Source organism: Planomicrobium sp. CPCC 101110 (genome assembly GCF_007859395.1).
GTDB lineage: Bacteria > Bacillota > Bacilli > Bacillales_A > Planococcaceae > Planococcus.
The window spans coordinates 780,494-793,856 of record NZ_VOHD01000003.1; the positions used below are offsets into that span (position 1 = coordinate 780,494).

12 protein-coding genes are annotated in these 13,363 nt (G+C 49.6%); all 12 read left to right on the plus strand.

All coding sequences use genetic code 11. The features are described from left to right. Positions 1-75 precede the first annotated feature (75 nt). The 12 genes from FQV30_RS03970 (at position 76) to FQV30_RS04030 (ending at position 13,034) form a co-directional block, all read left to right on the plus strand. On the plus strand, positions 76-303 hold the full coding sequence (locus tag FQV30_RS03970) for a DUF2187 family protein (protein WP_106532869.1): 228 nt from the start codon (positions 76-78) through the stop codon (positions 301-303). A gap of 364 nt (positions 304-667) precedes the next feature. Next, positions 668-1,375: a hypothetical protein gene (locus FQV30_RS03975; RefSeq protein ID WP_255473298.1), complete on the plus strand. Its 708-nt coding sequence runs from the start codon at positions 668-670 to the stop codon at positions 1,373-1,375. Further along, positions 1,372-2,652 (plus strand): efflux RND transporter periplasmic adaptor subunit, encoded by a 1,281-nt coding sequence (locus FQV30_RS03980; protein WP_146498834.1) that lies wholly within the window; start codon positions 1,372-1,374, stop codon positions 2,650-2,652. The genes FQV30_RS03975 and FQV30_RS03980 overlap by 4 nt, the downstream gene beginning before the upstream one ends. 357 nt (positions 2,653-3,009) lie before the next feature. Then, positions 3,010-3,924 carry a DMT family transporter gene (locus FQV30_RS03985; RefSeq protein ID WP_146498835.1) on the plus strand — a complete coding sequence of 305 codons (915 nt, stop codon included), beginning with the start codon at positions 3,010-3,012 and terminating at the stop codon, positions 3,922-3,924. Positions 3,925-4,016: 92 nt separating this feature from the next. Beyond that, on the plus strand, positions 4,017-5,177 hold the full coding sequence (locus FQV30_RS03990; protein WP_146498836.1) for an aminotransferase class I/II-fold pyridoxal phosphate-dependent enzyme: 1,161 nt from the start codon (positions 4,017-4,019) through the stop codon (positions 5,175-5,177). A 14-nt stretch (positions 5,178-5,191) separates the two neighbouring features. Beyond that, positions 5,192-6,805, plus strand: a complete 1,614-nt coding sequence (locus FQV30_RS03995) for a M20/M25/M40 family metallo-hydrolase (RefSeq protein WP_146498837.1) — start codon at positions 5,192-5,194, stop codon at positions 6,803-6,805. Positions 6,806-6,945: 140 nt separating this feature from the next. Then, positions 6,946-7,242, plus strand: a complete 297-nt coding sequence (locus tag FQV30_RS04000) for a hypothetical protein (RefSeq protein WP_146498838.1) — start codon at positions 6,946-6,948, stop codon at positions 7,240-7,242. After that, positions 7,239-8,186: a nuclease-related domain-containing protein gene (locus FQV30_RS04005; RefSeq protein WP_146498839.1), complete on the plus strand. Its 948-nt coding sequence runs from the start codon at positions 7,239-7,241 to the stop codon at positions 8,184-8,186. The genes FQV30_RS04000 and FQV30_RS04005 overlap by 4 nt, the downstream gene beginning before the upstream one ends. Before the next feature lie 524 nt (positions 8,187-8,710). After that, complete coding sequence (locus FQV30_RS04015; protein ID WP_146498841.1) at positions 8,711-9,847, plus strand: mandelate racemase/muconate lactonizing enzyme family protein; 1,137 nt, start codon at positions 8,711-8,713, stop codon at positions 9,845-9,847. Continuing rightward, complete coding sequence (locus FQV30_RS04020; RefSeq protein WP_146498842.1) at positions 9,837-10,928, plus strand: amidohydrolase; 1,092 nt, start codon at positions 9,837-9,839, stop codon at positions 10,926-10,928. The genes FQV30_RS04015 and FQV30_RS04020 overlap by 11 nt, the downstream gene beginning before the upstream one ends. Positions 10,929-11,045: 117 nt before the next feature. After that, positions 11,046-12,458 carry an alanine/glycine:cation symporter family protein gene (locus FQV30_RS04025; RefSeq protein WP_146498843.1) on the plus strand — a complete coding sequence of 471 codons (1,413 nt, stop codon included), beginning with the start codon at positions 11,046-11,048 and terminating at the stop codon, positions 12,456-12,458. Between the two features lie 90 nt (positions 12,459-12,548). Continuing rightward, complete coding sequence (locus tag FQV30_RS04030; protein ID WP_146498844.1) at positions 12,549-13,034, plus strand: VanZ family protein; 486 nt, start codon at positions 12,549-12,551, stop codon at positions 13,032-13,034. Positions 13,035-13,363 lie beyond the last annotated feature (329 nt).

Here is a 13,363-nt window from a genome sequence, read left to right on the forward strand (position 1 = left end):
TTTTATAGTGAAATTCAGTCAAAATCGTGTTATAATAAACTGATATGGTTCATAAAAGAGAGGCGTTGATTAACAATGGCATTTCAACCACATGAAAAAGAAGTATCAGAATTTGTTGCAGCACGAAGAATTGGTGAATGGATCTCTTTCACTCGAAATGGCGTCGAAGTTAACGGCACCATCTTCAAAATCATGGATAACTCGGTAATCGTCGAGATATCTCCGGAAGACGCAAAAGAAATTGGCGCGGCATCCAATATGACCGTGATTTCCCATAAGAAATACAAAATAGTCGAAGCATAATTCAAACATCCGCTAGCTATCTAGCGGGTGTTTTTTTTATGCTGAAAGCCGGCGTGGAAGAGTGGGAGGATCTGCTTCATGAAGTGTTGACTTTTTTTTGCATGCAGTCTGGGCTTTTCTGCATGATTTACTGAACGCTTATCAAAGAAAAAGAAGTTTTTGACGGGAACTTCCATAAAGGGGCTTATCCTTAAATTGTCCCGTTGCTCGCTTGAATTGGGAAGCTGTTCGGCTTTGGATGTGCCTTTTGGCTCAAAAGCGAAAATAATGGCGAATGGGCCTGCCCCTGCGTTTCATTGGTTCCTCTTTTTTGGTAAAGTAAAGGAAAGCAGGACATCCGATAGCACTGAAAGGACTACATAGTATGATATTTGACTTTAAATTCTGGCGTTACTTTGGCCGACAGGAAGAATTGATACATCATCTGCAGAATACACAGATGCGGAACTTTAATCGCCGGCTTGCCTGGATTTTGCTTCTGGGAGTGCTGGTTTTTGCACTGCGCGAAATCTGGGGAATGAATACGGCTTCGCTGACGCCGCTTTTTGCAGCCGGCTTATGGGATGAATACACACTTGCACGCTGGACATCTCTTGCGGGCACATTGCTTTGGGCGGGCATCTACTTGGCGTTTCATCTGTATGTGACGGCTTTTTTGTTCAGCAGATTGACCAAAATGCCGTGGCGTGCGGCAATCGTCATGCAGAGCTATGTGGCAGCCGTTTTGATCGTCGAGAAGGCACTGGTTTTCCTGGTATTCGTGGTTTTAGGCTATACAACCACATTGTCGATGTTTTCTTTCGGGCCGATGGCCGCTACGTTCGTCGAATTCCCGAATGAGTACGTCAATCACTTTCTAACCTATTTCTTCAACCAGCTGACCATTTTCACGGCGCTCATCATCGCGTTCCAATACCGCTATGTCCGGAGCTTTACCGGCTTTTCGCCGAAAGGGATTTTATCCATCCTGATTGCGCTCCATATTTTGGCGGCCCTTCTAGTGGCATCGTTTAGCTTGCTGCCGCTTGCGGATATGCTGAGAGGATTTACGGAAGGAGGCAATATCCTTTGAACAGATTCTTTTTTATCGGTTTATCCATTGCCGTAACAGCCTTTATCACAGCAAACTTCCTTCTGCTGTTCGGCGAGAAAAGCGTCCTTCCGAAAACCGTCTATATCGGCGAAACCGAGCGGACATACGCCGCTGCATACACGGAAAATCTTCCGAAAGAAGCGGTGACAGCACCAAGCAGATCCACACAAATCTATGTGCAGGAAAGCGAAGCGATCGATCAATGGCTGGTCAAGGAAGGGGACGCAGTCCAAGGGGGAACTGAACTTGCTTCTTTGAACGAATCGCGGACCGAAGAACAGCGCGCAATCTGGGAAGCTGAACGGGATGCGCTCCAAGCCGAATTGGCGGAAGTTGAGCTTTCGCTGAGCAATCTGGTGCTCGAACGGCCGATAGGAGGAACGGATTCGGGGACATTCAACGATTCCATTACAGACGCCAACGGCAACACCACCGATGTGAACGTGAACGTTGATGTACCGCAAGACGGTCCATACGCGGCGGCCATCGCGGAAGCCGAACGGCGGATTGCCGCAATCGGATCCCAATTGGCTGTTGTGGAAGCGCAGCTCAACCAAAGCCTGGCAAATCCGGCATTGATCAGTCCGGAGGAAGGTGTCGTTGCTTCCATCAATCGCGATTCCGAACCGATGAGCATTGAAATCTACTCGAACGATAAGGTGTTTATAACTTATGTTTTGGAAGATGAATGGCAGGATGTCGAAGCCCAGGACCGCGCCATGGTTCATGTAAAAGGAATGGACCAAGCGGTATCGGGAACCGTGCTGAGCGTTTCGGCATTGCCTGCGACAGATTCCAGATGGCTCGAGGCTTATAATGCCCTCGATCCGGTCGACCAGAAAAATCCGATAGCCATTTATGAAGTCCAGCTCGCGGCCGATTCACCGGTTGAAGGCCCTATTCCTTACGGTGCAACGGCCAACGCTGAGATTGTTGTGAATGAAGCGGCGGATGCGGTGGCGCTTCCTGAGCCTTGGCTTTTTGACCGGGCAGAAGATGCAGGTTCGGTCCTGCAGCTGCAAACCGATGGCCGCGCGGCAACCATTCCCGTCACTGTCAGCTTTGACGTCAACGGAAAAGCTGTTTTGGCAGAAGGGATCGCTCCCGGCACAATCGTCGCCAATGAAAAAACCTTGCGGAACTTCCAAAACGCTCCAAAAGTTTTTGTGCCGTTCCTGAGCGAACAGCCAAATTACGAATTGGCCAAATCCACGAATTGGCGCAAATACGTCGAATACTTGCTCGCAAGACAATAAAAAAGCAACTCCCGGAAAGCTGCGGCTTTTCGGGTTTTTTGTTTGGGGAGCCGCTGGGGAAATTTGCTTCATGAAGTTTCGGGGCTTTTACATGCATTCGTTGGGCTGCAACATGAACTTTTGGGCTCCAATCATGACGGAACCGGCTTTCAACATGAACCATCCACTTTTCTATATGGATTCCCCTAGAAGCAACCTCCCGGCCTGCTATATTCACGAACCCGTTCTATCCCAGCTGAACTAACCAGACTTTCTTCTTTTATCCACACAGTTTCCACCCAAAGCCTCCGTTTACTTTTCCGCTTTATAAGAGTAAAATAAGAAGCTAATTCGAAACCCGAAAGAAGGAAAGCTGCTTTGAATCAGTGGAAAGTATACGGGATTTTAACATTTGTTATGCTCATGTGGGGGTTTAATTTGCCCTCGGTAAAATATATGGTCCGGTTTGTGGACCCGGTGACTTTGACGTCTTTCCGCATCTTGACGGCGGGCATTTCGGTGTTCACTTTGCTTGCGGTTTTCAAGCTTCTGCGCTGGCCGGAAAAGAACGAATGGAAGTACATTTTTCTTGCCTCACTGCTTAATGTGGTGGGGCACCATTATTTCTTGTCAAGCGGCTTGGCACTGACCAGCGGGACAAATGCTGGGCTTGTGCTTGGAACGGGGCCAATGCTGACAGCGGTATTGGTGTCGCTCATCATGCGCAACTACCCATCGAAACTGCAATGGTTTGGCGTGGTGGTCGGCATGATCGGGGTGTCCGCGACAGTGCTCGTCGGCAACGGGGGAGCAAACGGCATGAATATAGGGGATGTTTTTGTTTTCCTGTCAATCTTGTCGCAAGTGTTCAGTTATTTGATCATTGCCAAGATGGCGCACACGCTCGATCCGCGCTTGTTGACTGGATATATGTTCGTCATCGGCTCGGTGGTTTTGTTCATCATTTCCCTTATTCAGGAACCTGGCGAAATACGGGCATTCGCTGAGGTTCCGCCGAATTTCTGGCTGGCGTTCTGTTTTTCGGCGATGCTTGGGACGGCAGTCGGCCACATGCTTTACAATTATTCGATCGGCCAGGCCGGCCCTACAAAAGCTGCGATCTTCATGAACTTCAATACCTTTTTCTCACTTGTCGGCGCCAGCGTCATCCTCGGCGAAGAAATCACAACGCGCCATCTTTTTGGCCTTATCCTGATCGTCATTGGTGTTATCTTCGGTTCGGGGGCGGCGGATGACATCATAAGAAAACGCAAAAAACGGCTCAGCACATGAGCCGTTTTTTATTAAAATAACCCGCAATTGTTCCTTTTGAAAAAAATATGAATATAATAGAAGAAAGTCACAATATGAAACGGGGACCATTTATGCCATTGACACTAAATCCACGGGCCGAGGGGCTCGCTGTTTCGGGGATCCGCCAATTTTTCAACCAGCTGGCCGATTACCCCGATGCTATCAATTTGACGATCGGACAGCCGGATTTTCCGACGCCCGAGAAAGTGAAAAAAGCGGGTATGGACGCCATCGCGGCGAATTTGACAGGGTATTCCCATAACGCGGGATTGATTGAATTGCGCCAGGAAGTTGCGGCGTTCTTCAGCGACCGCTACGGGCTTACATACGAACCGCAAACGGAAATCATCGTAACAAACGGCGCCAGTGAAGCGCTCGATTCGGTGTTCCGCACAATTCTGGAGCCGGGCGACGAAGTGATCATTCCCGCGCCTTGCTATACCGGCTACGTTCCGCTCGTCGGCTTGAACGGCGGGAAAGCTGTTCTTCTCAATACATCCGATACCGGCCTTGTGCCGACAGCTGAGCGGCTAAGAACTTTGATCACGAATAAAACAAAAGCGATCCTGTTGAACTTTCCATCCAATCCGACCGGTGTCACGATCACGAAAGAACAAATGGCGCCGCTTGTGGAGGAATTGAAGCAGCACGATATTTTCATCGTGTCCGATGAAATCTACAGCGAGAATTCATTTGAAAGCAAACACGAATCGTTTGCGGGTTACAATGAAATCAAAGACCGGACCTTTCTTGTGCAGGGCTTGTCGAAGTCCCATTCAATGACGGGATGGCGCATGGGCTTCTTGCTCGGGCCGGAGCAATACATGTCGCAAATCTTAAAAGTCCATATGTACAATTCTGTCTGCGCTTCGCTGCCGAGCCAGCACGCAGCGATCGAAGCGCTGAAAAACAACCGCGATGCACCGGAGGAAATGAACCGGGCATATAAGGAGCGGCGCGATTTTGTCTACGGCAAGCTGGCTGAAATGGGGCTGGATGTCGTCAAGCCAAGAGGGGCATTCTACATTTTTCCGTCGGTCGCGAAATACGGCATGACCTCATTTGAGTTTGCGACGCGTTTGCTGAAAGAAGGCGGCGTCGCAGCTGTACCGGGTTCAGCATTCACTGAATTCGGCGAAGGGTTCCTCCGCATTTCCTACGCATATTCAATGCCTACGCTTGAAAAGGCGATGGAGCGAATGAGCGAATGGATCAAAACATTAGAGGAATAAAGGAGGGCAAGCAAGTGGCAACATTATGGGGCACCCCTGAAAAATTAGAAGAACTTCTCTGCGAACTTGTCAGCTGGAACAGCATCACGCTGTCTGAAGGCGAAGTCAATTTCGCTTATAAATTGCAGGATAAACTGAATTTATTGCCGTATTTCCAAGAACATCCGGAATACGTATCTCTCGGCGAGGTCAACTGGGGGCGGCAATATGTGACGGCGCTTTACAAGCATCCGGAAGCGACGGATACCATTGTTTTGATGAGCCATTTCGACACGGTGCAAACCGAAGAATATGGGGACTTGGAGCCATTGAGCTGTTTGCCGCGCGAACTGACGGAAGCGTTCAAAGCGGTCAGCGATGAACTGGATACCGATGCACAGGCAGACCTTCACTCTGGCGACTATTTGTTCGGGCGCGGAACAATGGACATGAAAGCGGGGCTTGCCCTGCATATGGCGCTCCTGGAAAAAGCGTCTACAGAAGAATGGCCGATCAATCTTCTGCTCATGACCGTGCCGGACGAGGAAACCAATTCCGCCGGCATGCGCTATGGAGTTTCCAAACTGCTCGATCTCGAACGCGAGCACGGCTTGGACTTTATCTTATTTTTGAACGGAGAGCCGGTCTTTGCATTTAAACCGGGCGATCAAACGCATTATCTGTATACCGGCAGCATCGGCAAGATCATGCCGGCCGCATTTTTCTATGGCAAGGAAACCCATGTCGGCGAACCGCTGTCGGGCATTACGTCGAGCTATATTTCGACCTATTTGACGCATCGCATGGAGTGGAACACGGAATTCACCGAGACGGTCTACGGCGAAAAGACGCCGCTTCCGGTGACACTTACGCAGCGTGATATCAAGCTGGAGTACTCGGCCCAGACGCCGTACCGGACGTCGGCGATGTACAACGTCTTCCTGATGGAACGCAGCGCTGCGGAGGTATTCGAGATTTTCGAGCAAGTGGCGATTGATGCGGCCGCGCATTGCACACGCGATTATCATGCAATGTGCGAACGCGAAAACGTGGAACCGGTCGGCGATATCCGTGTGCTCCGTTACGAGGAACTGATGCGCTATGCCATCGAAAAGTTCGGAGTCGAATATGTCAACGAATCACTTCACGAAACGATGATGCACCCGGAGTGGGACGTGCGCGAAAAATCGATGCACATCACGGACATCCTGCTCATCAACTGCCAGGAACTGACACCGGCTATCGTTCTCATGTATGCGCCGCCGTATTATCCGGCCGTCAATTCATCGGAAGACGAGCTTGTCAAAAAGTGCGTCGATGTAGTGGTCGGAAACGCTAGGGAGAAATTCGGCCTGGAAATCAAACAAGTCCATTACTTTAATGGCATTTCCGATTTAAGCTATGTGAACTACAACGATAAAAGCGACAGCTTCCATGTTTATGAAAACAACACGCCGATCTATGGGGATTCCTACAGCATCCCATTTGAAGCGATGAAACTCCTGAAAGCGCCCGTACTGAATGTCGGCCCGTTCGGAAAAGACGCGCATAAGCGCACCGAGCGCCTGCATATCAAAAACACATTTGAAGAAATGCCGGTATTGCTGGAAGACATGATCCTCTCAATATCCGTGAAAAGCCGCAGCTGATGCGGCTTTTTTTGTTGGGGATGAAGGGGTCTTGCCGGGTTGGGAGTGTACTCCATCATAAAAAACTTTCGAACGGCGTGTATGAGAGGAAAAGGTTCATGTAAGAACGGGAAAAATTCATGTAAGAGAGGAAAAACTTTATGAAGAAAATGATGGAAGCCGTGCTTCTGGCGCTATTTTTGATTAGGAAACGCAGCTTTATGTATGGAGTTTGTTTCGTCATGATAGGAGCGCAAAAAATGAAAAGTGTCCATTCAAAAAGTGAAAACCTCCCAAAGAAAACTTGGAGACCGGTCGATACTTCGAAGCTTCCCTTAATATACAAGGGGGCTCAAATCTCACTTTTGCCCCCTATGGAAGCCTCAAAAATAGGATTTGGATATTTATGGAATTTCTTGCCCACATTTGCTACTATAGGAAAAGGGGTGTTGATTTGATCATCAAATATCGGGACAAGCCGGCAAAAATTGCCGGGTATGAAGCGCTGTTGAAAAGGTTGCCGGCCCACCACGCGAAACGGGGGCTGATACAGGAAAAATTGAACGGGGCGAGAGCGGGGCTTGGGGGAGAAGAACGCCTGGATCAATTGCTGGAATCATTCGATCCGCCGTATCCGTATTTGGTGCTCCAAGGGGTAGAGCTGCCCGGCAAATGCCAAATCGATCTGATGGTGATCACGCCGAGCTGGCTTGTGCTGCTGGAAGTGAAAAATATTGCCGGGCGGCTCCGGTTCACCGAAAACCCGAGCGCATTGCATCAGCTGACACCGGCTGGCGAAATGAAAGGGTATAAAAGCCCGATTATTCAAATGGAAACGGCTGAAATGAAAATCACGAAGCTGCTGAAACAGCTGAATTGCCCGCTTCGTGTCCAGAGCGCAATTGTCATCGCGTATCCTTCTCAAATTGTTGAAAGTGTTCCGGCTGGCGCGAAAGTATGGAGTGCTGATGAAGTCCTTATCCAGCTGGAACGCCTGCAAATGACAAACTCCTCGATTTCCGCCAGCCAAATGACAGCGCTGGGCGACCATCTTCTCTCCATTCAAGACCACTACAATCCATTCCCGCTCGCGCCGAAATTCGATATTTTGCCAAGTGAAATTGAAAATGGCGTCTTTTGCCCGCGCTGCCGGCTAAAAAAGATGGACCGCCTTTTGCGGATCTGGGAATGCAAAAGCTGTTTTATTTTGAGCGGCGAAGCGCATTTTGAAGCGCTTGAAGAATGGTTTATGATCCATAAATCCACTATAACCACGACGGAATGCAAAGAATTTCTGGGTCTCCCTGACCGGGACGCCGCCAAGCGCCTGCTGAAGCGGATGGGGCTTGAGGAAAGAGGCGGAAGGCGCCACCGGCAATACGTAAAAAGAATGGAAAAATAAATGAGACTCGGAGATAAGTTCGAGAAGGAAGGCTTTTTGCGGAAGCGGAAAGCTTTTTTCTTATGCGAAAAATTGGAAGTGCATGTTGAAATCTACAAATTTCATGTATGGAACGGGTTCGCCCTCTATAAAACCCCGAAAGTTCATATAGAAAGCACAAGTTTTCATGAAGGAGCAGAAAAATTTACTGAAGCGACTTATGGCAACAGATGTGTCATCAGACTCCCCGCTAACAAAAAAGGAATGGTTTTTTATTAACAGCGTTGAATTTTTAAAAGTGTCTGTTAGAAAGCAAAATCTTCATGTAGGAGTTCCGATGCATTATGATAAAAAATACAGAATATATATAAAAACCGCGATACTACAAGGAAAAATCGTTAAATTCCTCGGAGTGCAGCTTGGCAAATGATGTTTCACCACTTTTCATTCGAATGAAAAACGTAGTAAATTGAGCCCCTTCACCTCTCCGGCTATCTAAGGTACAATGTAATTTATACATAAACAAAGGGGAAGGGAGCAGCTGGATGAGAATTGTGAAAGCCTGCCTTTACATAGTGGAATTCCCGTTAAAAGAACCTTTTATCATTTCCTATGCTTCTTACCCTGCGATGCCGGCTGTCATTTTGAAATTGGAAACCGACACCGGGCTTATCGGCTACGGGGAAGCGGTGCCGGATGAACACGTGACTGGCGAGCATGTGTCCGGAACGTTTGAAATCTTGAAGCAGGTGCTCCTGCCCCGGGTTTTGGGCCAGAACCCCTTTGATATCGAAACGATCCATTTCCTTATGGATGCTTCGATCGCCCGGAATCCGGCTGCAAAAGCGGCGGTCGACATTGCATGCCATGACTTGATGGGGAAGGCGGCGAATCAGCCCGTCTATAATCTGATTGGCGGACGGGCGCACGAAAGCCTCCAGTATGCTAAAGTGCTGAGCATTGAAGCGCCGGCTGTCATGGCGGAAAAAGCGGCAGCTGCCAAAAATTCGGGCTTCAGCAGCTTGAAGCTGAAACTCGGTCTTGATGAGCCGGCTATGGATATTGCACGCGTTTATGCGGTGAGGAAAGCGGTCGGTGAAGCGATGCCCATCCGCATTGATGTCAATCAGGGCTGGAAAACAGCGGGTGTGGCAATCCAGGCGATCAACCAATTGCAAGCTGCGAACCTGGCCTGGGTGGAGCAGCCGATCCGCATGGGCGACTTGCGGGGATTGGCGGAAATCCGCCAAAAAACCTCCGTCCCCGTCATGGCGGACGAAAGCGTCCACTCGATGGAAGATGTACTTGAAATCATCCGGCTTGGGGCTGCGGATCTCATCAATATCAAACTGATGAAAGCAGGCGGAATCTTCCCCGCGGTAGGGATGGCAAAAGCGGCGGAAAAGGCAGGTATTGCGGCGCAGATCGGCTCGATGGTGGAATCGTCCATCGGATCCGCTGCCGGCTACCATGCTGTCATGTCGCGGCGCAACATCCGGTCGGCGGAACTGACCGGGCCGCTTTTGTTCAAGGAAGAAATCGGCGACCTGGAATTCAAGCCACCGCATGTCCACTTGTCCGGCAAACCGGGGCTCGGCGTTATGGTGGATAAAGCCCAATTGAACAAACTAACGATAAAATCAGCAGTGCTTGACAGGAGCGAACAGCAAGATGGACCATAAAGAGAAAATCCAGGAGTTTTTCAACCACTTCCATGCGCATCCGGAAGTGAGCTGGCAAGAAGTTGAAACGACAAAAAAACTGGCGGGCATCATGGACGGACTCCAAGTTCCATACCGCATGTTTGATGATGTTACCGGATTGATTGCCGAAATTGGGGAAGGGCAGGAAGTGGTTGCGGTCCGTGCCGATATGGATGCGCTTTGGCAAGAAGTGGGCGGCAAGTTCCAAGCGAACCACTCGTGCGGGCATGATGCCAATATGGCGATGGTGCTCGGGGCGCTTCTTTACTTGAAAGATGAAGCGCTGTCGAAACGCATCCGCTTCATCTTTCAGCCGGCAGAAGAAAAAGGCAACGGCGCGCTTGCGATGATTGAACGGGGCGCGGCGGAAGAGGTGACGCATTTATACGGCGTCCATCTGCGGCCGATCGAGGAAATGCCGTTCGGCAAAGTGGCACCGGCGATCTACCACGGCTCCGCCATTTTCTTGAAAGGGAAAATCAGCGGAGTTGACGCGCACGGCGCGCGGCCGCAGCAAGGAAAAAACGCCATCGACGTGATTGCGGCGATCCACCAGTTTCTCAAGTCGATCTACTTTTCCCCGTTCGACTCGTATTCGGTCAAGCTGACGAACATTCAGGCAGGCGGCGACAGCTTGAACATCATTCCGGGGAACGCGGCATTCGCGCTTGATCTCCGGTCGCAGTCGAACGCTTTGATGAAGGAACTGCAGCAGCGCGTAGAAGAAGGATTGGCATCGATCCGGACCCTTTACGGCGTGGGGATTGAGTGGGAATGGCAGGACTACACGCCCGCCGCGGAAGTTTCAATCGACGCGCTCGCAATTGCGGACGCGGCAATCCGCTCGGTCATCGGGGACGCTAATGCCGCGCCGGCTGTTGAGACGACGGGTGCGGACGATTTTCATTTTTATACTATCGAAAAGCCGGAATTGAAAGCCGCGATGATCGGCGTCGGCGCTGATCTGTCTCCCGGGCTCCACCATTCCGACATGGCGTTCAACCATGCCGCACTCGATATCGGCGCGCGGGTGCTCGCTGAGACGCTCAAGACAACTTGAAAGAAGGAGGAAAAATAAAATGATTAATAGTTCATTAGAAGGATGGGCGAACGTTTCTTCTTTGCACACAATAGGGTATAGGAATTCAGATAAATCACAAGTAGAGGGGCAAAGGACATGAACGCATTTTTTGAAGGGTTGACAGCTCTTGTCAACGAAGGAAACAACTTATTATGGTCTTATATATTGATCGCACTGCTTCTTGGGCTGGGAGTCTATTTTACAGTCCGCACGAAATTTGTCCAGGTGCGTTTGTTTGGTGAAATGTTCCGCGTCATCACTGAAAAGAAAGACGGAACAAGCGGGGTTTCCGCATTCCAGGCCTTTACCATTTCAACCGCATCACGTGTCGGTACCGGGAATATCACCGGTGTGGCGCTGGCAATCGCAATCGGTGGTCCGGGTGCGGTTTTCTGGATGTGGATGGTGGCGTTGATCGGGATGGCGACGGCGTTTATCGAAAGCACACTGGCGCAAGTCTATAAAGTGCGCGACGGCGACCAGTTCCGTGGCGGCCCGGCGTATTATATGGAAAAAGCGCTCGGCAACCGGAAGCTCGGCATTCTTTTCGCAGTCCTTTTGACGATCGTTTTCGGATTTATCTTTAATGCAGTGCAATCGAATACGATCGCCCAATCTTTCGGGGAAACATTCAATATTCCGGATTGGTCAGTCGGCATTGCGCTCGTAATTTTGACTGCAATGATCATTTTCGGGGGCGTCCGCCGGATTGCCCATGTGACACAAGTTCTGGTGCCAGTCATGGCGCTTATGTATATTGCGGTCGCTCTTTATATTGTCATCATGAACATCAGCGAAGTTCCAGCGGTCTTTTCATTGATCTTCAAGAGCGCATTCGGCCTTGAAGAGGCAGTGGGCGGCGGTATCGGTGCCGCTATCATGCAAGGCGTGCGCCGCGGATTGTTCTCGAACGAAGCGGGAATGGGTTCTGTGCCTAACGCGGCTGCGACTGCGAACATTTCGCATCCGGCCAAGCAAGGCCTGGTGCAAAGCTTGGGCGTATTCTTCGATACGATCATCATCTGTTCGGCGACGGCTTTCATCATCATCTTAGCTGACATCTACAGCACATCGGAAGCGGAAGGCGTCTTGCTGACACAGGAATCCCTGAACGTCCACGTTGGCGACTGGGCTCCGTATTTCCTGGCGATCGCGATTTTGTTCTTCGCGTTCAGTTCGGTCATCGGGAACTACTATTACGGTGAAACGAATATCGAATTTATCAATACGCACCGCTCATGGCTGACAGCTTACCGTTTAGGCGTGCTCGCTATGGTCATGTTCGGATCCCTTGCCCAAGTGGCGCTTGTTTGGAGCTTGGCCGATCTGTTCATGGGCTTCATGGCGATCCTTAACTTGGTGGTCATTGCCATACTCGGAAAAACAGCGTTCCAGGTGCTTGCAAACTATACATCCCAACGCAAAGCAGGCAAAAACCCTGTATTCTTTGCGAAAGACATCCCCGGCCTGAAAAACGCCGAATGTTGGGAAGAAACCAATCGAGATTAATCTTTGACCCTTTTGCAAAACTGCAAAAGGGTTTTTTTGTGGTTTTATTCCGATGTGCAAGAGGGTTAAGGACTATGGTATAATTTTCAAATGAAAAATATACTGCTTCTTTTATTATTGCTCGGCATTTTATTTGTTTCCTCTGGCCAAACGTATGAACAACAAACACTCATTCCGGCAATGGAAAAATACTTGGCGGCCAAGCCGCTTGAAGGCTTGCTCAGTTATGTGCACATTCCATACTACGGAACATTGGTTTCGATTGAAGAAAGGGGTTATTTTGCGTTTATCGAATTTTTGCTGCGAAAAGGTGCCCATTTGTTCATGTTCGGGGCTGTGGCTATCGCGGTAGTGGTGTTACTGCCGAAACCAAGTTTTTGGCTGGCATTCGCCATTACGGTCGGGCTTGCGTTCCTTGACGAATTCCATCAATCCTTGACTGGCGGCCGCACGCCAACCGGCCAAGATGTATTATTGGACTCGATCGGCGCTTTTCTTGCGCTCAGTCTCTGGAAGCTGTTCATGAAAATCAAGCACCGGCCAAGGCATACGGAAAAAGCGGTTCAGCATCGTTAATTTGATGCTGAACCGCCTTTTTTGTTGTAAAGCGGCCTGGAAATATTTTCTTCATGAAGTTTTGGGATTCTTATATGAAGTTCCGCTCGTTATACCTGAACTTTTTATGTTCCATCATGACAAATCAAGCGCTCTACCTGCGCTTTTCGCACTCCTGCATGAAGACCCCTAATGTACGCTTTTCGCAAGGCGAAAAGCGATAAACTCAGTTGTCGAAATTGCTTCATGAAGTTTCGCGATTTTATCATGGACTCTTGTGCTTTTAACGGGACGAAACGAAGTTTCTTCATGGACTTTTCACCCACCATCATAAACTATTCAGCCTTTTA

What these genes read in the sequence shown, in the direction of transcription:
- FQV30_RS03970 (WP_106532869.1), top strand. Translation starts at nt 76, where the DNA reads ATGGCATTTCAACCACATGAAAAAGAAGTATCAGAATTTGTTGCAGCA.
- FQV30_RS03975 (WP_255473298.1), top strand. Translation starts at nt 668, where the DNA reads ATGATATTTGACTTTAAATTCTGGCGTTACTTTGGCCGACAGGAAGAA.
- FQV30_RS03990 (WP_146498836.1), top strand. Translation starts at nt 4,017, where the DNA reads ATGCCATTGACACTAAATCCACGGGCCGAGGGGCTCGCTGTTTCGGGG.
- FQV30_RS04000 (WP_146498838.1), top strand. Translation starts at nt 6,946, where the DNA reads ATGAAGAAAATGATGGAAGCCGTGCTTCTGGCGCTATTTTTGATTAGG.
- FQV30_RS04015 (WP_146498841.1), top strand. Translation starts at nt 8,711, where the DNA reads ATGAGAATTGTGAAAGCCTGCCTTTACATAGTGGAATTCCCGTTAAAA.
- FQV30_RS04020 (WP_146498842.1), top strand. Translation starts at nt 9,837, where the DNA reads ATGGACCATAAAGAGAAAATCCAGGAGTTTTTCAACCACTTCCATGCG.
- FQV30_RS04025 (WP_146498843.1), top strand. Translation starts at nt 11,046, where the DNA reads ATGAACGCATTTTTTGAAGGGTTGACAGCTCTTGTCAACGAAGGAAAC.
- FQV30_RS04030 (WP_146498844.1), top strand. Translation starts at nt 12,549, where the DNA reads ATGAAAAATATACTGCTTCTTTTATTATTGCTCGGCATTTTATTTGTT.